Source organism: Halorhodospira halochloris (genome assembly GCF_002356555.2).
Classification (GTDB): Bacteria; Pseudomonadota; Gammaproteobacteria; order Nitrococcales; family Halorhodospiraceae; genus Halorhodospira; species Halorhodospira halochloris.
The window spans coordinates 1,767,639-1,789,363 of record NZ_AP017372.2 but is presented as its reverse complement, the minus strand read 5'-3'; the positions used below and the strand labels follow the sequence as shown (position 1 = coordinate 1,789,363).

18 protein-coding genes are annotated in these 21,725 nt (G+C 57.3%); 7 read left to right on the top strand and 11 right to left on the bottom strand.

Features of this window, described 5'->3' with window-relative positions:
- Nucleotide 1: 1 nt before the first annotated feature.
- From pufL to HH1059_RS08145, 5 genes are all read right to left on the bottom strand, one after another.
- Nucleotides 2-841, bottom strand: coding sequence for a photosynthetic reaction center subunit L (pufL, locus tag HH1059_RS08165; protein ID WP_096408209.1), 840 nt, complete (start codon nt 839-841; stop codon nt 2-4).
- A 215-nt stretch (nt 842-1,056) separates the two neighbouring features.
- A complete protein-coding gene (gene pufA, locus HH1059_RS08160; protein ID WP_096408207.1) occupies nt 1,057-1,254 on the bottom strand; it encodes a light-harvesting antenna LH1, alpha subunit in 198 nt (65 codons plus the stop codon).
- Between the two features lie 42 nt (nt 1,255-1,296).
- Nucleotides 1,297-1,557 (bottom strand): hypothetical protein, encoded by a 261-nt coding sequence (locus HH1059_RS08155; protein WP_096409717.1) that lies wholly within the window; start codon nt 1,555-1,557, stop codon nt 1,297-1,299.
- Nucleotides 1,558-1,850: 293 nt separating this feature from the next.
- Nucleotides 1,851-2,207, bottom strand: coding sequence for a DUF3392 family protein (locus HH1059_RS08150; protein ID WP_207148221.1), 357 nt, complete (start codon nt 2,205-2,207; stop codon nt 1,851-1,853).
- A gap of 36 nt (nt 2,208-2,243) precedes the next feature.
- On the bottom strand, nt 2,244-6,101 hold the full coding sequence (locus HH1059_RS08145; RefSeq protein ID WP_096409716.1) for a DUF3683 domain-containing protein: 3,858 nt from the start codon (nt 6,099-6,101) through the stop codon (nt 2,244-2,246).
- Between the two features lie 90 nt (nt 6,102-6,191).
- Between HH1059_RS08145 and HH1059_RS08140 the strand changes: the two genes are divergently transcribed.
- Together HH1059_RS08140 and HH1059_RS08135 are read left to right on the top strand one after the other, a co-directional pair.
- Nucleotides 6,192-8,915 (top strand): AMP-binding protein, encoded by a 2,724-nt coding sequence (locus HH1059_RS08140; protein WP_231901911.1) that lies wholly within the window; start codon nt 6,192-6,194, stop codon nt 8,913-8,915.
- A 244-nt stretch (nt 8,916-9,159) separates the two neighbouring features.
- Nucleotides 9,160-9,651 carry a C1orf50 family protein gene (locus HH1059_RS08135; RefSeq protein WP_096409715.1) on the top strand — a complete coding sequence of 164 codons (492 nt, stop codon included), beginning with the start codon at nt 9,160-9,162 and terminating at the stop codon, nt 9,649-9,651.
- A gap of 17 nt (nt 9,652-9,668) precedes the next feature.
- Here HH1059_RS08135 and HH1059_RS08130 read toward each other — a convergent pair whose 3' ends face one another.
- The 6 genes from HH1059_RS08130 to HH1059_RS08105 all read right to left on the bottom strand — a co-directional run bounded on the left by HH1059_RS08130 (nt 9,669) and on the right by HH1059_RS08105 (nt 15,772).
- Complete coding sequence (locus HH1059_RS08130; RefSeq protein WP_096409714.1) at nt 9,669-10,928, bottom strand: adenosylhomocysteinase; 1,260 nt, start codon at nt 10,926-10,928, stop codon at nt 9,669-9,671.
- A gap of 65 nt (nt 10,929-10,993) precedes the next feature.
- Entirely contained in the window at nt 10,994-12,007 is a 1,014-nt protein-coding gene (locus tag HH1059_RS08125; RefSeq protein WP_096409713.1) for a nickel/cobalt transporter, read from the bottom strand.
- Complete coding sequence (locus HH1059_RS08120) at nt 11,995-12,645, bottom strand: DUF1007 family protein (protein WP_162549455.1); 651 nt, start codon at nt 12,643-12,645, stop codon at nt 11,995-11,997. The genes HH1059_RS08125 and HH1059_RS08120 overlap by 13 nt, the downstream gene beginning before the upstream one ends.
- 14 nt (nt 12,646-12,659) lie before the next feature.
- A complete protein-coding gene (locus HH1059_RS08115; protein ID WP_096409711.1) occupies nt 12,660-12,905 on the bottom strand; it encodes an FmdB family zinc ribbon protein in 246 nt (81 codons plus the stop codon).
- A gap of 223 nt (nt 12,906-13,128) precedes the next feature.
- Nucleotides 13,129-13,791 (bottom strand): class I SAM-dependent methyltransferase, encoded by a 663-nt coding sequence (locus tag HH1059_RS08110; protein WP_096409710.1) that lies wholly within the window; start codon nt 13,789-13,791, stop codon nt 13,129-13,131.
- Nucleotides 13,769-15,772, bottom strand: a complete 2,004-nt coding sequence (locus HH1059_RS08105; protein ID WP_162549454.1) for a sensor domain-containing protein — start codon at nt 15,770-15,772, stop codon at nt 13,769-13,771. Before HH1059_RS08105 ends, HH1059_RS08110 begins: the two co-directional genes overlap by 23 nt.
- Nucleotides 15,773-16,173: 401 nt before the next feature.
- Here HH1059_RS08105 and prfB point away from each other — a divergent pair.
- From prfB to sdhA, 5 genes are all read left to right on the top strand, one after another.
- Nucleotides 16,174-17,269, top strand: a protein-coding gene (gene prfB, locus HH1059_RS08100; protein ID WP_096409708.1) for a peptide chain release factor 2 whose coding sequence is annotated in 2 segments (ribosomal slippage) — nt 16,174-16,245 and nt 16,247-17,269 — 1,095 coding nt in all. Because the reading frame shifts where the segments join, the coding sequence is not laid out codon by codon here.
- Between the two features lie 31 nt (nt 17,270-17,300).
- Nucleotides 17,301-18,824, top strand: coding sequence for a lysine--tRNA ligase (lysS, locus tag HH1059_RS08095; protein ID WP_096409707.1), 1,524 nt, complete (start codon nt 17,301-17,303; stop codon nt 18,822-18,824).
- Between the two features lie 311 nt (nt 18,825-19,135).
- Nucleotides 19,136-19,531: a succinate dehydrogenase, cytochrome b556 subunit gene (gene sdhC, locus HH1059_RS08090; RefSeq protein WP_096409706.1), complete on the top strand. Its 396-nt coding sequence runs from the start codon at nt 19,136-19,138 to the stop codon at nt 19,529-19,531.
- 2 nt (nt 19,532-19,533) lie between these two features.
- Nucleotides 19,534-19,917 carry a succinate dehydrogenase, hydrophobic membrane anchor protein gene (gene sdhD, locus HH1059_RS08085; RefSeq protein ID WP_096409705.1) on the top strand — a complete coding sequence of 128 codons (384 nt, stop codon included), beginning with the start codon at nt 19,534-19,536 and terminating at the stop codon, nt 19,915-19,917.
- A gap of 7 nt (nt 19,918-19,924) precedes the next feature.
- Nucleotides 19,925-21,715, top strand: a complete 1,791-nt coding sequence (sdhA, locus tag HH1059_RS08080) for a succinate dehydrogenase flavoprotein subunit (protein WP_096409704.1) — start codon at nt 19,925-19,927, stop codon at nt 21,713-21,715.
- The last annotated feature ends 10 nt before the right edge of the window (nt 21,716-21,725 follow it).

Sequence of the window (21,725 nt, the reverse complement as noted above, 5' to 3'; positions counted from 1 at the left end):
TTTAACTTACCCCCCAGTTCCAGATTGGGATTTGTGGCCACCACGTGTACCACCACTCAGGCCATCCGCGCGACCAGAACGGGCCAGTCGTCAGAATCCCGAAGATACACGAGATCGAGGTGCTCAGCGCCAGAGCAAGACCCAAACGGTGAATGCCCAAGCTACCAATCGAATAGCCGACAAAATCACGGAAGAATGTGTTCTCGTGCTCGGCCGTCTTCACCACCTCGCCCTTCTTCGGGTTCGTTACCGACAGGATCAAACCACCGTGCAGCGCCAATGCGAACGACGTCGCAAAGAACAGACTGCAACCGAGCATGTGCGCCCAGTGATAGTGGTAGTGCAGGTTCTGATAACCGACGTTATTGACCCAGTCCAGGTGCGCAATGATCCCGTACGGGAACGCATGGCCCCAACCGCCAAGCAGCAGCGGACGGCCCAACTGCGCCAGCACGAAGAAGCTGATCGCTACACCGAACGCAAACGGAATGTGGTAGCCGATACCTAGCTTACGGCTGATCTCCACCTCGCGTAGCGCCCAGCTCACAAACGCACCTATTGCACAGGCGGTGACTATCTGCCATAAACCGCCTTCATCCAGCGGCGCTAGCGCAAAACCGTTCTCTAGGTTCGGTGGCGCTAACACTAGCTGGAAGATACTCCACGTCTCTGATATCGCCGCCTTCAGCCCGATCATCAAAAAGCCGAATACGGCACAGAAGATCGCTGTTACACCGAAGAAACCGACGTAAAACGGACCTACCCAAAAATCGAATAGGTCGCCGCCGAGGAGTGTTCCTCCCCTTACGCGGTACTTTCGTTCAAAGTCAAGCATTGCCATGGCTGAATCCCCTCATCTTGACATGGCTTCCCATTTTCGGGGCTCCGACCCAAAAAAGGGGGACCGCCCCGGATGCTCTTCTGCAGCCGAAACGATCCCCCCTGGACCGGCGGGCCCGTTTGTGCGAACCCTTCAACGAGATCAGTCTGTCTGTCTCCCGTTTACTCAGCAAGATTGCACAAACCTCCCGTCCATGTACTTCTCTCCGACGTCACTTAGCCGTCGTAAGAAGTACGCTTCCAGATGCCGGGATCTTCATCCATGTAATACTCGGCTGCTGGTGCACCTTCAAGCCAGTTAAAGCGCTCTGAGCTGATGCAGGCGAAATGCACTGCAAACGCCAGCAGCGCAAAGAACAGGTGGAAGCCCACCGCAGTCATGCGAAAGTCAACAAATTTCCACAGTTTCCACATGGTTCAGTCTCCTTAGCCGTTTTGCCTTTACCGTTACCGGGGTTAGCCGATTACCGGAGTTTGTTGAACAGCGGCCGTTACGCTGCTCGCTTGCTCTTGGACCGAGGTCAGAGCAGAGCGGACGTAATCCGGCGCATGGTCCTCAAGGCGGTTACCGGCACGGCCTTGGTGGAACGGACGCCAGGCATAGGCCAGCGCGTTGGCGATCAGGCCGATCGACCAGTACGCGTGCATGCCGAGCATGTTCATCTCATGGATCTCTTGGCACTCTTCGTCAGTGAGACCAGTGCGGATATCAGTCATAGCCTCTTACCTCCGTTTTTTTACTTGGACCATCCTGTGCCGTGCTTTGCAAGACGCGCGGCTGGGATTTCGCTACAACCTTCTTTGCTACCTTCCGCGACCCGGGATCACCCCTGTCGCGGACTCCTTATTGTTCCCGTAACCCGGCTGCCATTTTGGTTGCCGGATCCCTTCCGTGGCGTCACATATAGGATGTGACGGTAACCCCTTCTAGTACAACAGGAGGCGCGCTTTCGCCGCACCGTTTGATGACTCCGCGGATAGATTCAAGGCGCCCTTGCAGAGGCTCGCCCTTAGATATACCGCTTGCGCTCGGCGAGGGTGCCGATAGCGATGAAAGCGATAATGGTCAGTAGACCGACCCAACGCGCCTCAATAGATACAATAGCCTCGGCGATTAGGGGGGTTACGAGTACGGTAATGGCGCCATAGCCTAATGCACACATAAGTACGAAAGATATGACGCGCACTATCCACGGGTAGGGGCGCACTGAGCGGGCGAAGGTGCGGTTAATATCATCGCCATAAAGGACTAGCAGTGTTGCAACAAGGGCCAGGGCGACTTCGCTAGCGTAGCCGTTCACCCAGGCCCCTGTGCGCCAGAGCAGATCATCAAGTAGATTTGTGATGGTATTTACTATGTCAATCATAGAATCTCCGCAGGACTCATAGGGTTGACTGCAAAGTCACAGAATAACCTTATGCAAGCTGCCCTGCTGGAGTCTGGTCAAGAACTCCTGTTGCCAGTTATCGCCGAGCAGGTTTTCGATGAGTTCGATCAAAATATAATCCGTCTCGATTCCCGTTTCATCACGGTATCTTGACAGTCCCTGCACGCACGCCGGACAGGATGTCAGCATGCGCATGCTGCCCGGCTCGGCCTTGTCTTGACCTTGGTTTTGCCTTACGGCCTGGCGAATCTCGGCCTCCTTGCGGAAGCGTACCTGCGCAGCTATGTCCGGCCTGGCCGTGGCAAATGAGCCAGCCTCGCCGCAACAGCGATCCGAGAGCGTGACCTGCCGACCCATGAGTTTTGCTGCCGTCGCTGTAGGCTTATAGGTGCGCATGGGGGTATGGCAGGGATCGTGGTAGAGGTATTCGACCTGTTGACTGCCGTCAAGCGCGTACCCCTTCTCGGCGAGATACTCATGGATGTCAAGCAGACGACTCCCGGGGAATATCTTTTGTAGTTCGTACTTCTGCAGCTGGTCCATGCAGGTGCCGCAGGAGACCACCACTTTCTCAATATCGAGGTAGTTAAGGGTAGTAGCTACCCGGTGCATCAGGACTCGGTTGGCGGTGCTGATCGCCTGACTGCGGGAGACCGATCCGCCAGCGTTCTGCGGAAAGCCACAGCATAAATAGCCGGGGGGCAATACTGCTTCCGCTCCGGAGTGATGGAGCATGGCCAGGGTGGCAAGGGCGACGTCGCTAAACAGGCGCTCCGAGCCACAACCCGGGAAGTAGAAGACCGTTTCGGCATCGGCCTGGGATAGTTCCGGGTCGCGGATTATGGGGATCTGATCACTCTCTTCGGCGCCGATAAGCCCGCGCATTGTCTGCGGGGGAAGGTTCTCGGGCATCGGCTTGTCAACGAAGTTTATGGCCTGGGTAACCGTATTTGAGGTGCCGGTAGTTGCGCTGGGGCGGCGAGTTATCGGTAATACCCCCAGGCGCCGCAGCCAATGGGAGACCTTGGCTTGGGCAGCGAAGCCAAAGCGGGCTAGGCCCAGCCGCATAGCCTTGACTAGCCGCGGGTCTTGGGTGTTAAGGAACTTCAGCGACAACTTTGCGGCTAGACGTTTGCGCCGTTTACCGCGCTCTTCAAGGATCTGACGCAGACGAATGGTAACGTCACCAAAGTCGATGTTTACCGGGCAGGGCTGAAGACACTTATGACAGATGGTGCAATGGTCTGCGATGTCGTTCATCGACTCGAAATGGCGCAGCGATAGCCCACGTCGCGTCTGCTCCTCATAGAGGAAGGCCTCAATCAATAGGCCGGCGGCGAGTATCTTGTTACGCGGCGAATAGAGCAGGTTGGCTCCGGGCACATGGGTATTGCACTTAGGCTTGCACTTGCCACAGCGCAGGCAGTCCTTGATCTGGAAGTTGAGGTCACCGAGCTCGCTCTCCTCAAGGATCAGAGCTTCCTGCTCTACTAGGCGAAGCGACGGCGTATAGGCTCTATCCAAACCGGAGCCAGGCAGCAACTTGCCACGGTTAAAACGACCCTCGGGGTCTACTCGCTCGTTGTACTCAGCAAAACGCTCGACCTGCTGCGGGTCAAGGTACTGGATCTTGGTCAGACCGACGCCGTGTTCGCCGGTGATGGCCCCGCCTAACGAGACAGCCAGATCCATTATCCGGTCGACGATCCCCTCTGCCTCGCGCATCATCGCGTAGTCGTTGGAGTTGACCGGGATGTTGGTATGGACGTTGCCGTCACCGGCGTGCATGTGCAGGGCCACGAACAGGCGGCTACGCAGTACCCGATCATGGATCTTGGCAAAACGTGCCCGGACTGGCTGCAGGTCACGGCCGTTAAAGGTTTCATCGATGGGGCGCTCCGCTTCCTCGCGGAAGGAGACGCGCAGGCTACGGCGCAACAGCAGATCGAGAATCCTGTCGCCATCACGCAGGTCAGCGCGTGCCTTATCGTCGAGCAGATCTTCGCGCTCCGTCGCCGGTTCATCCATGGCGTCGAGCAGGTTTTGCCACCGCTCACGAACCTTGCGCAAATGAGCGTTAGCCGATTCTTTCTTGTCAGCTATAATCCGTTCGCCTTCCTCGCTCTCTTCGAAGTCGGGGGCCTCACGGATCTCCGGCATGGGACCGTCAAGATAGTCGATGATCTTATCGATCATGGCCAGTTTGTTGCGGATCGAGTGCTCTATGTTGATCCGCTCAATCCCCTCGGTGTACTCAGCTAGCCTCTCCAGGGGGATTACCACGTCCTCATTGATCTTGAAGGCGTTGGTATGGGCGGCGATCGCTGCAGTACGCGAGCGCTCCGACCAGAAGCGCCGGCGCGCTTCCGGAGAGACGGCTATGAAGCCTTCGCCGTCACGCTTGCGGGCCATCTCGACGGCCCGGTCGGCGGCGGCGGCCACGGCATCTGGATCGTCACCAGCGAGATCGGCGAGCAGCAGCATCTTCGGCTGTTCGCGGCGGTTGGCCTTGGGGCTGTAATCGACGGCCTGAATGTAGCGCTCGTCGAGGTGTTCCAAGCCGGCTAGGGCGACTTGCTGATCAGCGATAAGGTCATCGCGGATCTCGGTAATCGCTGGCACTGCTTGGTGTAGATCGGTGCCGTAAAACTCCAGACAGACGGTGCGCATATGGCTCGGCATACGGTGGAGGACGAAGCGTGCCGAGGTTATTAACCCATCGCAGCCTTCTTTTTGCACTCCAGGCAGACCGCCTAAGTGCTTGTCGGTTACGTCCTTGCCGAGCCCGGTCTTGCGAAAAGATGAGCCCGCGAAAGTCAGGGTTTCGGGCTCGCCTAGCTGAGTCTTGCCATCGGTGTCGTAGTGGGTGATACGGAACTCAACCTGATCTTGCTCGTCGAGCTTGCCCAGGTTGTGATTGATGCGCTCGACCTCAATCCACTTCGCCTCAGCAGTTACCATGCGGTAGGAGGCGACGTTATCGAGCGTGGTCCCCCACAGCACGGCCTTTTTGCCGCCGGCGTTCATGGATATGTTGCCGCCGATAGTCGACGCCTCTTGCGAAGTAGGGTCGACTGCAAAGACCAAGCCTGACTCTTCAGCACGTTCGCTGACCCGGCGGGTAACTGCCCCAGCCCCGACCTGGACCGTAGTTACCGGCTGCTCTACGCCGGGTAGTTCCACTCGCTCCACCGCCGAGATATGATCGAGCTTCTCGGTGTTAAGGACCGCTGAGTTTGAGTCGAGCGGTACCGCTCCCCCGGTATAGCCGGTGCCGCCGCCGCGCGGGATGACTGTCAACCCCTCCTCAATACAAGTGGCGACCAGCGGGGCTATCTCTTCCTCACTGTCCGGGGTGAGAACGACAAAGGGTATCTCCACCCGCCAGTCGGTAGCATCTGTGGCGTGGGAGACGCGCGATAAGCCGTCGAAGCATATATTGTCGCGGCGGGCATATCTGCCTAGACGGCTGCGTATACGCTGGCGTCGGCGTTTTACTTGCTGGTAGTGTGCGGTGAACTCGTTAACAGCAGTACGGGCCTTTTCGGCCAGGCGCAATGCCTTTTCGTTCCCATCGGCACGGGCGATAATCTCGTCGATGCGATGGTGCATAGAGCTGGCCAAAGCGCGAAGACGCTTCGGCGTAGTGATCAGGTCGTCTTGGATGTAGGGGTTACGCGAGACGACCCAGAGATCGCCGAGCACCTCGAAGAGCATGCGCGCAGATATGCCGGTGCGCCGCTCGCCGCGCAGCTCATTGAGGAGCTCCCAGGTCTCAGCGCCGAGAAACCGGGAGACGATCTCGCGATCAGAGAAAGAGGTATAGTTATATGGAATTTCTCGTATACGTGGAGTGTCTACGCTATCAGCCATGCTCTATGAGTGGTTGCTTAAGGAATCGCTACATACTAACAGGAAAGCGACGCTGACTCGACCGTCAGCTCAGCAGTGGAGGTTGATGTGGTGGCACAGCTAAATACACTGCAAGATCTGGTCCGCCGGCTTGAACAGGAAGGCGATCGCGATGCGGTGCGCATGCTCACTCGCGAGAGCTTGGTTACTTGGAATTACGCTGAGCTAGCCCAGGCGGCCCGTGAGCTAGGCGCCGGGCTGGCAGCGAATGGGGTGGAAAAGGGCGACCCGGTAGGGTTGTTAGCACCCAACACCGCCGAGTGGATAGTAGCCTGTTTAGGCATAATTGAGGCGGGCGCCATAGTAACGCCTTATGACACCCAGATGCCGAGTGCCGAGCTTGCCCATGCTATCAGCGATAGCGGCGTGCGCTATGTCTTTACCGCCGGGGAGCCGGCGCAGCGCTTAGCGCAACTCGACTTGCAGAATCCGCCTAAGGCTATTCGGTTGGACGCTGAGCCGCAAGGAAGTAACAGTTGGCATGCCTGGCGGCGCGCCAATAAGCCGGCCCCGGCGCAAGTCCACGCCGATGACTTGGCAACTCTTTTCTACACCTCTGGCACCACTGGGGCACCGAAGGGGGTTTTGCTGACCCACGGCAATATAGCCGCTAATTTAACGGCGCTGATCTCGCAGCAAATCGCCTTTCGCGATGATCGGGTCTTTGTGCCGTTGCCCTACCATCACGTCTACCCCTTCTCGATAGGTCTGTTCACACCCTTAACCCTGGGGGCGACTATCGTGCTGCCATATTCCGTTCTCGGGCCGCAGATAGTGCGCGCCTTAAAAGAGGGGGATGCGAGTATCATCCTCGGCGTGCCACGGCTCTACGAGGCGCTCAATAGCGCGATCCAGACTCGTGTTGCTGAGCGCGGGGCGCGGGCGCAGAAGATTTTTGCTGCGATGCAGAGCACTTCGCGCTACGCCCGCGAGCGTTTCGGTTGGCGGATTGGGAAATACTTATTCCGGGGCTTGCAAAAGCGTATGGCACCGTCGGTGAGGATGGTGGTATCGGGTGGCGCCCCGCTTGACCCTGAGCTGGGTGAGAGCTTGCGCAGCTTGGGCTGGGAGGTGGCGACCGGTTACGGCTTGACCGAGACCTCGCCGATATTGGCCTACAATCCCCCTGGGCAAGCCAAGCTCGACAGTGCCGGTTTGCCGCTACCCGGGGTTGAGTTGCGGATCGGCGAGCTCGAGGGTCAGGATGAGCAAGCGGAAGATGCTCGACCCGGGCTAGGGGAGGTCCAGGCGCGCGGTCCGAACGTCTTTATCGGCTATCACAACTTACCGGAGAAGACGGATAAGGCCTTCACTAAGGACGGTTTCTACCGCACTGGCGATCTGGGCTGGTTCGATGATGAGGGCTACTTGCATCTGGAGGGGCGGGCCTCGGAGATGATCGTCCTCGGCGGCGGGGAGAATATCGATCCGGAGCGGGTTGAGAAGGTCCTCTGTTCAGCGCAGGCGATTCGTGATGCCGGTGTCCTGGAGCAAAATGGCAGATTGGTGGCTGTGCTCTTTGCTGACCCCGAGGCCTTGCGCGGTATGGATAGTGGCACTGCGCGTCAGCAGGTCAATGAGGCGTTGCAGGAGCGAAAGGAGCAGTTGCCGAGCCACCATCAAATCAGCGATTATCGGATTAGCCCCGATCCGTTGCCGCGCACACGCTTGGGTAAGATGCGCCGCCACAAGCTGCGCGAGCTTTACGAACGGATAGAAAGTGGCGAGGTCAAGCAGGAGCAGCAACCGGTAGCTATCGAAAGCATGGCAGTTGAGGATCAGCAGCTGCTGCAGATCACCCCTGCTCGGCGGGTTTGGGATGTGTTAGCGAAGCGCTTTAGCGCGGTGCGCTTAACCCCTGATACCGATTTGCGACTCGACTTGGGGATAGATTCGCTAGGTTGGGTTGACTTGACTCTGGAGTTGCGTGAGCAGGGCGGGGTAATTATTGGCGAGGAGGTAATCTCCCGGGTGCAGACGGTGCGTGATCTGCTGCGCGAAGCCGCGGATGCCGCCGAGGCCGGTAGTGACGAAGATGATGGGGCGTTACCACTTGTCGAGCAGTTGGCTAATCCGGATGATGCGCTTACCGATGAACATAAGCGCTGGTTGAGTTCACGCACACTCTCCGAGCGTCTGGTTGGTCGTGTCATTTTGGGTGTCGATCGGCTGTTCTTCCGCTGGTACTGCCCATTGGAGGTTGAGGGCGTTGATCAGATACCGCTCTTTGATCCGGTGCTGTTGGCGCCTAACCACCGTAGCATCATGGATTCCCCGGCTTTGGGTTCGACTTTGCCGTATGCCCGCCTAGAGCGAATCTACTGGGGTGGTTTTACCGGCATTTTATTTAAGAATGCTGGGGTGCGTTACTTTAGCCGCAGTACCCAGGTTCTGCCGGTTGACCCGCGAGCTGGTGCGCGGACCAGTTTGGCTTTGGGCGCTGCAGCGCTGCAGCGCGGCTATGGCCTGGTCTGGTTCCCTGAGGGGCGGCGTGCTCCGAGCAATGAGGTGCTGCAATTCCAACCTGGTGTTGGGTTGCTTCTCCAGGCCCACCCAGTGCCGGTGGTACCGGTCTGGATAGAGGGCACGGAGCAAGCCATGCCCATCGGACGGCGCTGGCCGCGACCCGGTAAATTACGTATTCGCTTTGGGGCACCGGTGATGCCGCACACCTTGGAGGAGGAGGGTGAGGGCGATACTCGCGAACAGCGGATTGCCAACGCCTTGCGGGAGAGGGTTTTAGAGCTTGGCGAGGGGAGCTCGAGCGGCGATTAGGATTGATTAAGGCTGCAGGAGACCTGGCAAAATTACCCTGGGGCATTAGCGGGCCTGGAGTTGAGGTCTTGGCGCCAGGGATGGCGCCATGAAGCCCCCAAGGATGGATTTACGGCGTCCTCAACTCCAGGTCCACTAATGCCCCAGGGATGCCCCAGGGGGAATTTATCGAGACGCGATACGCGCCGTACATATTGCGAGTGAATGTTGCCACGCTCGGCCATAATTCGTAGAATCCCGGTCTATGGCAGAATATAAACGCGACGACAATCCCGACCGCCACCAAGGTCCAGATAGAAGTTCACCCTATCCGGTCAGCCGCCTGTCTGCGCCGATTGATCTAGTCGATACTGCGCGCGAGATCCAGGAGGCTGACCAGGCGGTTAATAATCGCACCAGCGCCAAGCTATCGGTTATAGCCGATCAGATCCGCGCCTTGCAGGAGCAGGCCCGCGAGGTCCTAGAGGAGAGCCAGCGCGACATGGATCTGCACCGGGCGAAGTGCAACTTTCAGCGTCGCCCGGGTAGCGTCTATCATCTCTATGAGCGCGATGACGGCGAGCTCTACTTTTCTATGCTGGCGCCGGAAGACTGGCGCGATGGTCCGCCGCACGCCTATAAGGGCTCATACCGCTTAGAACCGGACTACTCGTGGACTCCGCTTGAGCAAGTTGATCAGCCGAGTGAAACCCGCGAGATGGTTAACCGGCTGATCGCTGATTACCGCGGTGAGTGAGCCCCCGCTCCCCCCTGTCAGTCGGGGTCGAGCAGGTCACTGGCACGCCATGAGTCGAGGAAACGCTGCTGTTCAGTGGTTAGCTGATCGGTCTGGATGCCGAGCGTTTCGAGCTTGATCTCAGCGACCTGTCGATCGACGTCATCAGGTACCGGATGCACCCCCGGCTTCAGGCTGGAGTGGTTGGTAAACAGGTGGAGTGCTGCCATCAGTTGCATGGCAAAGGTCTGATCCATTACCTCTGCGGGGTGGCCCATCGCTGTTGGGGCGGCAAGGTTGACCAGACGGCCCTCACAAACCAGGTTGATCTGCCGCCCATCGGCCAGCTCAAACGCCTCTATGCCGGGGCGCGCTTGACGCCTTGCCACGGCTAGATCGGCCAAATCGGCGGAATTGATCTCGACATTAAAGTGACCGGCGTTGGCTAGAATGGCGCCATCTTGCATCCTTTCAATGTGTTCGCGGCGGATGACGTCGCGGTTGCCGGTAACAGTGATAAAAAAATCACCTATCGCTGCAGCCTCGAGCATCGGGAGTACGGCAAAGCCGTTCATGTGGGCGCGCAGAGCGGCACGGGGTTCAATCTCGGTGATGGTGACTTGAGCGCCGAGCGCGCGCGCCTTGTGCGCAACCCCCACTCCGCAGTCGCCATAGCCGGCTACCACCACCTGCTTGCCGGCTAACAGCAGGTTAGTGGTAAGCAGTAGATTGGTCAGTGCCGATTCGCCGGTGCCGTGGATGTTATCGAATTCGTGCTTCATCGGTGTGTGGTTGACCGCGTAAGCTGGGAAGGAGAGGGCGCCGTCGCCGAGCATTGCCTGAATTCGCTGTACCCCGGTTGTAGTCTGCTCACAGACCCCTTTTACACCACTGAGCAGATCGGGCCGTTCGTTGACCATGCGGGCGGTCAATTCCGCGGCGTCATCGAGGATCATTGTCGGGGCGTGGACAAGGGCTTGGCTATGCAGTTCGGCGAGGCGCTCCTCACTAATGCCGCGCTCGGCGTAACCAGTTATGCCATCCTGCTCGTTCAAGGCGGCAACCACATCATCTTGACTGGAGCCAGGCTCACTGCCGGTAAATACAACACTTGCCCCTGCCCTGGCCAAGGTCTCTAGAAGCACCCCGGTCTTAGCTTCGATGTGCGAGCAGACGGCAATGCACTCGCCAGCTAGGGGGCGCTCTTTGCTGAGGCGCTCGCGTAAGGCGTTGTGGACGGGCATGTGAGCACGGGCCCAGGCGAGTTTTTGCCGGCCGGTGGCGAGGTCAGCAGACATCGTTCCTCCCTTGTTTTGTATATGCGACTTCAACGGGCTGTTGGATAGTTGTGACTGAGGCAGTTTTAGAAATTCCCTAGCGGATGCTGTGGCGCGGGTATAGTGAAACTACCGGTTAGCAGGATTAGACCTAGACCGAGGATAAGCAGTCCTCCTGCCAGAGCAAATCCGTGGGCGATAACTGCAACCTTCGCGCTGCTCTCTTTAGCGTAGCTACTAACCCACTGTCTGGCCAATACGGCCAATGAGGCGAGCACCGCGACAGTAAGACCGGTACCCACCGACATAGCAATCACAGCAGCCACCCCGGCGGCCCAGATGCCCATTAATTGGCCCACCACCAGCACTAATATAGCTCCAGCACACGGCCTTGCACCTACTGCAAGCACGGTTGCTGCCATAGTTGCTCGGTTGCCGGTTACAGCGGCTGAGTGCGGGTCAATGTGGTGGTTATGGCCCGAACAGCAGGCCGGTGTGGAACGGGATTTATCTGCGGTCGATTTCCCGCGCAGGTGCCAGAGCGAGCGCAGCGCCCGGCCGCTTAGCCATAGCCCCAGCAAGGTTAAGAGGGCAAAGCTCACCTGCTCCAGCGTGGCTGTCTGGCCAAGGGCGTCCCCTGCAGCTCGGCCGGCTACGAATAGGACTAGGCCTACCGCAACTATAGCGGTTAACCCTTGAAACAGGGCGGCCAAGAAAGACATCGCAATCCCGCGGCGCAGGTGCTGACGGTGAGTTAACAGGTAAGTGGTTATCACCGCTTTGCCGTGCCCAGGTCCGACGGCATGGAAAACGCCATACAGGAAACTGGTCAGGATAAGTGTGGCGGCCGCAGCTGCAGTCGGTGCGTCGCGCAACTGCTCAATCCCCTCAGCCAGCTGGCGGTGGAGCTTGCGCTGCTGAACAATTATCCAGGAGATCAGTTGCTGGCCTGATGATTGGTCAGGGCGTGGCGCAGCGTCCTGCTCCCGCTGCTCGCTAGCAGCATCATCATCAGGTGATTGGGTTGGCCTCTCTTCAAACAAGGGCGAGGCCCAAGCAAGTGCCGGCAGGAGCAGGATGGCAAGTATCACTGCGCGCATGATATCTCTGCCCACTCTGCGAAGTGTTGGCCGAGGTCTCTATCAGGCTGCACATCAACTCCTAAAGATGCAGCGTAGGCTACCTTCTGGGGATCGGGGGAGGGCGAGTCGATATGCAGATCGCAGTGCAGTCCACCGCCTTGCAGCCTAATCGAATCGGACTCGGCATGAAGAATCTCGATGTAATAGGTCGGGTCATATACGGCGTAACGTAACGGTGCCTTACCGGGGTCTACTGGCTCTTCTAGGACGAGTTCGAATTGGAGCTGCAAACGTTGCCGCTGGTCGGATTCAAGTTTAGGGTTCCTGGCTTTGGCGTGAGGGATCTCTTCGTCGCCGTGCTTAACTTTAGTGAAATAGTCGTGCCTGGATACCCTCTCCAGAGCCTCTGCGGCAGCTTGATCGAGCTTCTCCTCGCGCGCCGCCTCAGGCATGTCTCTGTCCATGCCATCAAGCCAGAGTGCGCTGGCAAAAGGATCCATCAGCCAGCGCTGTTCTAGGGCCGTTATTTCGCCATTTTCATTGAATTTCACGATGACCCGTAGATCAATCCAGGAGTGCGGGTGAGCGCTTGTTGTGCTCAGCCCGCCGAGCAGCCAAACCCCTAGTGCGATGATTAGCGCTCTAATCCTGCTCATCCCTGGGCGGCTCATTAGCGACAGCCACACATTCCCTCGGGGCTGCAGCACGCTGGCTGTTCAGTTTCGGTGCGGGCGCCGCTGCTAAGTACCGATGCTGCGGACAAAAGCCGCTCTACCGGGGCATCCGCCGGGGTGTCGCCTAGGTCGCGTTCAGCGGCTTGGCAGAGCTCCCCCCAAGTGGTCAACTGCTCATCCATTGAGTGACGCACCTCTATAACCTCACCGTTACTAGGGCAGCGGTAATCGTATGTCGGCATTATCTATACTCCTCATACAATGCTGTTGTTCGGAAGACAATGAGTCTAAACCTATTTTAAGGCGCCTGCCTTGAGATGCCTCTAAAACTTCCCCTGAGTCAATCAGCTGCCCCGGTATGGAGGTCTTGGCGCCAGGGATGGCGCCATGAAGCCTCCAGGGATGGATTCACGGCGTCCTCCATACCGGGGCAGCTGATTGACTCAGGGGAAGTTTTAGGGGCATTTATTGCAGTACTCCATAAGCTATCCAGTGCCTATCACTGGCCTGCTTTACGCTCAGTTCGCAAAGCCCAGTCGCAGTAAGTTGCTGCTCCACCTCTTCGGGGGTAAAGGCCGCCAACAGCGAATTGAAGAAATCTTTACGCAGTACCGCGGGCTCGTCAACAGCGTAAGTGTCTACTATATCCTGCGCCTCGGCTCGGCCTTGTGGGCGGCTGAGATCCATAACCAAGACCGCAGCCCCGGTACGACCACAATGGCGAATGGTATCCCAGAACGCTAAGGGTTCATGCAGGTGGTGTAAGAGACTGTTGCTGATTACCGCGTCGCAAGACTGGGGCGGTAATCGTAGTTCTTGAATGCTGGCGCACACCGTCTCTATGCGAGCCTTGGCATCCGCATCTTGGCTCAGCGTATGGTTAGCTAACTTAATCATGGCTGGTGCGCCATCTACCGCGATGATATGCAGTTCGGTCGCTTGGCGGGCAAAGCGCAGCGGGATATCGGCCGGCCCGCAGCCTAAGTCGAGCATTGTTCCGCTGGGCTGGCCAAAGAGGCTCAAGAAGGTCTCAACAAACTGGTTGTTGGGTTCTTCGAAATCGGCCTGGGCATAAGCTAGGGCCTGTTTTTCCTCGTCCATTAACTCAGGTTCGGGAATGCGTTGCATGCAGCAGTTCCTTGAGCATTTTCTCTATATCATGAGTGGGGCAGGGGCGGGCGTAGAAAAAACCCTGCCCATAACGGCAGCCTTCAGCCAATAGTATCCTGGCCTGCTCCTCGGTCTCTATGCCTTCGGCGATCAATGAGAAGCCAAGACTACTTGCGAGATTTATGATAACGCGGTTTATCTTCAGTAGTTGCTGATCAGTGTCTAAGCCATTTATGAACGAACGGTCGATTTTGAGTTGATCTACAGGCAGGTCTTTTAGATAGCTCAGCGAGGAGTAGCCGGTGCCAAAGTCGTCGAGCGATACCTTTACCCCCTGGGCCCGAAGCCTCTGTAATTGGTCAACTACCCAAGAGTCCTGCTCCATTAAGATGCTCTCGGTTATCTCAAGTTTAAGCGCACTCGCAGGTAAGCCGCTTTTTTCAAGGGCCCTCTCTACCTGCTCAGGCAGGTCACCGCGGGTCATCTGTGGTGCTGATATGTTCACCGATATGCTCGCCATGTCCAAACCGGCGCAGCGCCATGCGTGGGCCTGCTGACAGGCCTGTTCCAGCACCCACTGGCCGAGTTGGTCGATCAGTCCGATGCGCTCGGCAATGGGGATGAAGTGGCCTGGAGATATCCTGCCACGCTGCGGATGATTCCAGCGCAACAGGGCTTCACTACCTACCCAGCAGCCGCTTTGCATGTCTACTTGTAACTGGTATTCGAGGTGCAGTTCGGAGTTGGCTAGGGCTTGACGCAAGTGGCCACCAAGCTCCAAGCGTTCGCGCGCCTCCACTGTCAGGTCTTCGCTGAAGGTGCGGTGGCGGGACTGCTCGCGTTTGGCTTGATACATCGCTGTATCGGCCTGTTGCATGAGCTCCGCGGCGCTGCTGGCCGTATTCGGGTAGACGCTAACGCCAATGCGGACAGAGACATGCAACTCGTTATCGTCAACTGTTATTGGCGTTTCTACTGCGCGTGCAAACTGCTCGGTTATTGCTGACAGGTCACCAACGTCCTGGATGTGGGGAATTAGTACGCCGAACTCATCGCCGCCTAAGCGCGAGGCAATATAGTCGATTGGCGCCAATCCAAGGGGACTTTTCACCCTAGTTAAGCGGTCTGCAACCTGTCTGAGGGCGAGATCGCCAACGAGCTGGCCGAAACTGTCATTGATGCTCTTAAAATCATTGATATCGATCAATAGTACCGCCAGCTTGTTTTGCTCGCTGGGGAGTGCGCGCAGTGCTTGGGAGATGCGATCTTGGAATAACAGGCGCAGCGATTCGCGGTTGGTTACGTCGTGGAGGTTGGTCATCCACGCCTTTTTGCCTTCCCACTCAATTGCTCGACCGCGGATCTCAACCGTTCTGGTGCCAGAGCCAGGGGTTTGCAGCTCGATCTGTTGCGGTTGGACCTTGCCGGTCTCGCTGGCGAATGTTTCACCGATAAGGGCGCTTGCCGAGTTGCCGAAAAATTCGCCCGCAGCGGCGTTGGCGTATATAATAATGCCCTCGCTGTCGGTGATAATTATCCCTTCACTAGTGTTGGCAAGTAGCTGCTGGAATTGCCAGTCTCGTTCTTGCAGGGAGTGGCGAGCGTTTTCGCGTTCGGTGATGTCATCCAGTACATGGACTGAATAGTTGTAATTGCCTTGTTGGTCCGCTAGTGGGTATGCCCGCGAGAGGAAAACTCGGCCATTTTGGTGATTTTTTATCCTATCGGTAGAGTGAAGGCCGCAGTCGAGGCGTTCTTGCTTGGTTGCCAGAGAATCCTGTTCTGCCATAGCCTCTTGGCATGAGGGCAGGGGGCCGTTGCGCTGTGGGAAAACTTCCCAGTAGGGGCGCCCTAAGGCCTGCTCTCTGCTAAGGTTGGCCTGTTCGAGGTAGGCGCTGTTGGCACCTACTAGACGGTATTCGACGTCATGGACGAATACGGGGTCCTCAATGGCGTTTACAACGGCTTCCCAGTCTGGGCTGATCTGTCTTGTTGGCAATGTTAGAAGCGCCTCATTGCGGGATCCTATGCCTTTTATTCTATACCGATAAGTGCATAGAAAAAATCTCTCTGCAAGGTTAGGGTGCCTTGAAAGCTTCCCTGAAGCCATTCAGCTGCCCCGGTGAGGAGGACTCCGTGAATCCATCCCTGGAGGCTTCAAGGCGCCATCCATGGCGCCAAGACCTCCTCACCGGGGCAGCTGAATGGCTTCAGGGAAGCCGCTATTAAGGACTCCTGCGTAAGGGTTTGCAGTTTCTCTGCAGCGGGGCTGGTTGGTCGCCGAGAGGGCCTTTAGTAACTGCCCCAGGGCGAGAACCTCACAATTAGGTGTGCAAATATTGTAGTATGCGCGGCGCTCCACGCGAGGAGTGCTGTTGTCGAGGCAAGAGGTAAGCAATCATGGAGATCAATCCGCTTTTAGAAAAGATCAATGACCTCCAAGGGCGTTTTCAAGCCCTGAGGGGGTATCTTTGACGAAACTCAAAAGCGTGAGCGGTTAGAGGAAGTCAACCGCGAGTTGGAGATGCCCGAGGTATGGGCGGAGCCGGAGCGGGCTCAGAAGTTAAGTCAGGAGAGGTCTCAACTACAGAAGGTCATAAAGAATATTGATGAGGTGGCCGCGGTACTCGATGATGCCGCAGAGATGCTGGCAATGGCGCATGATGAGGGCGATGCTGAGACCTTTGAGGCCATAGCCGCCGATGTAGAGCGCGTCACCACCCGGGTTGAGACCATGGAGCTGGAGCGGATGTTCTCCGGTGAGATGGATAACTGCAACGCCTTCCTTGATATTCAGGCCGGTTCGGGCGGCACCGAAGCGCAGGATTGGGCAGAGATGCTCCTGCGCATGTACCTGCGCTGGGGCGAGAGTCGTGGCTTTGACACTGAGATAATCGAGGTAACTGCGGGTCAGGAAGCGGGGATTAAAAGCGCGACCATCAAGTTCAGTGGCGAGTACGCCTTTGGCTGGCTGAGGACCGAGACCGGTGTGCATCGGCTGGTTCGCAAATCGCCTTTTGACTCCGGTAATCGGCGCCACACCTCGTTTGCGTCGGTGTTCGTATCGCCCGAGATCGATGATGATGTCGACATCGAGATTGATCCATCTGATCTGCGTGTTGATGTCTTTCGTGCCTCAGGAGCCGGTGGTCAGCACGTCAATACTACCGAGTCAGCGGTACGTATAACCCACCAGCCAACCGGTATTGTTGTCCAGTCGCAGAATGACCGCTCGCAACACAAAAACCGTGCAACTGCAATGAGTCAGCTGCGCGCTAAGCTCTATGAGCTTGAGATGCAGAGACGCCGTGCCAAGGCCGAGGAGCAGGAAGATAGTAAAGCGGATATTGGTTGGGGGAGCCAGATTCGTTCCTACGTCCTGGACCAGTCTAGGATTAAAGACCTGCGCACTGGGGTAGAAATAGGCAATACGCAGGCAGTGTTGGACGGCCATTTGGATCCCTTCATCCAAGCCAGCCTCAAGGCCGGTGTCTAACCGGTTTTTAAATGGAGCTTTGAGCTGATATATGACAGATTCTCAACAGAACCCTAGCGCTGATGAAAATAAGCTTATCGCTCAACGCCGTAGCAAGTTGGGTGAACTCCGGGAAAGAGGCATTGCCTTTCCTAACGACTTTCGCCGGGACAGCCTAGCCGGAGATCTGCATGAGGCTTATGGCGATTATGACGCCGAGTGCCTTAAGCAGGCCGGTGTAAGGGTGACGGTCGCTGGGAGGATGATGACTCAGCGGGTGATGGGCAAGGCAAGTTTTGCCCACATCAAGGATATGAGCGGTCAAATCCAACTCTATGTCCGCCGGGATGATCTGCCTGAGGGGCTGTACAAGGAATTTAAAGGCTGGGATTTAGGCGATATTGTTGGGGCTAGCGGGGTCCTGTTCCGGACCCAAAAGGGTGAGTTGTCGATCCACTGCGATGAGATCCGTTTGCTGACCAAGTCACTGCGGCCATTGCCGGAGAAATGGCACGGGCTTACCGATGCCGAGACCCGCTATCGGCAGCGCTATGTCGATCTAATGGTCAATGACACCAGCCGCCAGGTCTTTATCTTGCGGACTCGCATCGTTGCGGCTTTGCGGCGTTACCTAGACGGGCAGGGCTTTATGGAGGTGGAGACACCGATGATGCACCCCATCCCCGGTGGTGCTGCGGCGCGTCCCTTCATTACCCACCACAACGCCTTGGGGCGGGACCTTTACCTGCGCATAGCTCCAGAGCTCTACTTAAAACGGCTGATAGTTGGTGGTTTTGAGAGCGTCTATGAGATAAATCGCAACTTCCGTAATGAGGGGGTCTCTACTCGACACAACCCCGAATTTACCATGCTTGAGCTTTACCAGGCCTATGCCGATCATCGTGACTTGATGGCCCTGACCGAGAGGTTGCTGCGCCATTTAGCGCTCGAAGTTGTGGGCAGCTCAACTATCAGTTGGCAGGGGCAAGAGATCGACTTTGCTGCCAGTTTCGAGCGGCTGACTCTCAGTGAAGCAATCCTGCGTTATAACCCGCAGCTGGGTGTAGAGGACTTGAAAGACCGGGAGCGTGCTGCTGCTGCCGCCCAGGCCTGCGGGATTGAGGTGAAGCCGACCGATGGGTTGGGCCGCATTATAACCAATCTCTTTGAGGAGACGGCTGAGGGAAACCTTGTCGGCCCGGCCTTTGTTACCGATTACCCTAAGGAGGTTTCGCCGCTGGCGCGACCCCGCGATGATGATCCGTTCTTTACCGAACGCTTTGAGTTGATTGTGGCGGGTCGGGAGATAGCCAACGGCTTTGCAGAGCTCAATGACCCCGAGGATCAAGCCGAGCGCTTTAAGGCGCAAGCTGCAGAATTGGCGGCGGGTGACCATGAGGCAATGCATTACGATGCTGATTACATAAGAGCATTAGAATATGGCATGCCGCCAACTGCTGGGGAAGGGATCGGCATTGATAGATTGGCGATGCTGCTCTGCGGCTGTGAGTCGATACGTGATGTAATCATGTTTCCGGCGATGCGCCCGGAGGGGCGTTCAGCTGGAGATTGCTAGGCGGTTCTGGTGGTGGTGCCTCGAAAAACTCCCCACTTAGCCTAGCTGCCTCGGTGTGGAGGTCTTGGCGCCAGGGATGGCGCCATGAGGCCTCTAGGGATGGGTTCACGGCGTCCTCCACACCGAGGCAGCTAGGCTAAGTGGGGAGTTTTTCGAGGCTACTATGGGAAAACCCATTCCGCCTATTGCTTATAGAGTCAAACAAACATTATTATCGTGCAGCGCAACTAAAGACTCAGAAACAGCCACGCGGTACAGCCAGACAACCGTAAACCGGCCCGGCCCGGGGCTGGGCATTAAGCGGAGGAGACATGAACAACAAAGACCGGCCGCTCTCACCTCACCTGTTCATCTACCGCCCCCAACTCACCTCGTTGCTCTCTATCGTTCACCGCGGTACAGGTGCGGCGCTGGGTATTGGAGCGGTACTGCTTGTGGTGTGGCTGATGACCATTGCCGCGGGTCCCGAGGCCTACGCCCTGGCTAAGGAGCTGTTGGGTAGTTGGTTGGGCCAGCTGATCCTGCTGGGTATCACCTGGATGAGCGCTTACCATTTTTGTAATGGCATTCGTCACCTGGTATGGGACACCGGGCGCTGCCTGGAAATCTCTTCGGTATATCGGGGTGGCTGGCTAGTAATAGTCATGAGCTTTGTCCTGACCGGAGTGATTTGGGGCATAGCCTACGCTGGAATGGAGGTCGGTTGAGCATGCGTAGCTATCAAACTGCAGTAAACCGGGCGCTTGGTCTCGGTTCTGCCAAGAACGGCTTTATCGCTTGGTGGCGCCAGCGCGTTAGCGCAGTACTGCTGATCCCGTTATTGCTCTGGTTGGGCGTCTTTGTCGCGCTTTTGGCCGGCGCGGATCACGCCACAGCCCATGCCTGGATCGCAAATCCGATCAACAGCGTACTCATGATCGCTACCCTAGCGGTGTTGCTCTTCCATACCGCGGTAGGTGTCCAGGTGATTATTGAAGACTACGTCGAAACCGAGGGACTGAAGGCCGCCAGCATACTCCTGGTTCACTTTGGCTGTTTCTTGCTGACCATAGCCGGTAGCCTGGCGGTAGTTCGAATAGCACTGGGGAGCTAAAGCGCACATGACTCACGCGATAAACACGGTTGAGCACGCCTACGATGTAGTCGTTGTCGGGGCTGGCGGGGCCGGTCTCCGCGCCACCTTCGGTATGGCCGAGCAAGGCCTAAATACTGCCTGTGTGACCAAGGTCTTTCCCACTCGTAGCCACACTGTCGCAGCTCAGGGCGGGGTTTCCGCTGCGCTGGGGAACATGGGCGAGGACGACTGGCGCTGGCATATGTATGACACGGTGAAAGGCTCCGATTGGCTCGGGGATCAGGACGCCATTGAGTACATGTGTCGCGAGGCAGCCCCCGCGATAATTGAGCTTGAGCATTATGGCGTGCCTTTTTCGCGCACTGATGATGGTAAGATTTACCAGCGCCCGTTCGGCGGCATGACAACCCATTTTGGCCAGGGCACTGCGCAGCGCACCTGTGCAGCCGCGGATAGGACAGGTCACGCAATCCTTCACACCCTTTATCAGCAGGCCCTCAAGCACAGGGCCGAGTTCTATATTGAGCACTTTGCCATCGACTTGATCATGGATGATGGCGTCTGCCGCGGCGTTGTAACGCTGGATATGGAGACCGGGACAGTGCACATCTTCCGTGCCCATCAGGTGGTCCTCGCCACCGGCGGTTACGGGCGTGCTTACTTCTCCTGCACCTCAGCGCACACCTGCACTGGAGATGGTAACGGTATGGTGCTGCGCGCCGGGCTGCCATTGCAGGACATGGAGTTTGTCCAGTTTCACCCCACCGGAATCTATGGTGCCGGCTGCTTGATTAGTGAGGGGGTCCGCGGCGAGGGTGGTTACTTGACCAACTCCAAGGGTGAGAGGTTCATGCCGCGGTATGCGCCGAATGCCCAAGATCTCGCTTCGCGTGACGTGGTATCACGGTCAATGACCATGGAGATCCGCGAAGGCCGGGGCGTGGGAGCTAAAGGGGACCACATATATCTGCATGTTGAGCACCTTGACGAGGATGTTATCCACGAACGCCTACCTGGTATCTCAGATCTGGCCCGCATATTTGCCGGGGTTGATGTTACCAAGGAGCCCATACCGGTTATCCCTACTGTCCACTACAATATGGGCGGTATTCCTACCAACCACTACGGCGAGGTAGTGCGCCGTGACGGCGATAACCCTGATGCGGTGGTGCCAGGGCTAATGGCGATTGGTGAAGCTGCTTGTGTCTCTGTGCACGGTGCAAACCGCTTGGGTTCCAACTCCCTGCTTGATCTGGTCGTCTTTGGCCGCGCTGCAGCGCATCGGGCCGCTGAGGTCATTGGTGGTCGCGGCAAACCGCACCAGCGTCTGCCTGAGGGCAGCGCAGACCCGGCGCTAGAGCGTTTGGAACGCCTGCTCTACGCCGATGGCAGCAAGTCTACGGCGCAGATACGGGATGATATGCAACATACCATGCAGCAATACGCTGCGGTCTTCCGCACCGGTGAAGTCCTGGACGAGGGCTGCAAGCGCATGGACAAAGTACTGAAGTCTTTTGAGGATGTTGCGGTTCGCGACCGCTCATTGATCTGGAACTCGGATTTGATCGAGACTCTGGAGCTGGAAAATCTCCTCGGTTGCGCAGTTACCACTATCCACTCGGCACGTAATCGCCAGGAGAGTAGAGGGGCCCATGCGCGTGAGGACTTCCCCGAGCGCGATGACCAGAATTGGTTGAAACACTCCCTCGCTAGCCTGCAGCAAAACGGCAAGGTTAGCCTTGATGAGCGTCCGGTCCATCTCAACACTCTGACCGACGAAGTAGAGAGCGTCCCGCTGCAGGCGCGGGTATACTGATCAGCTAAGG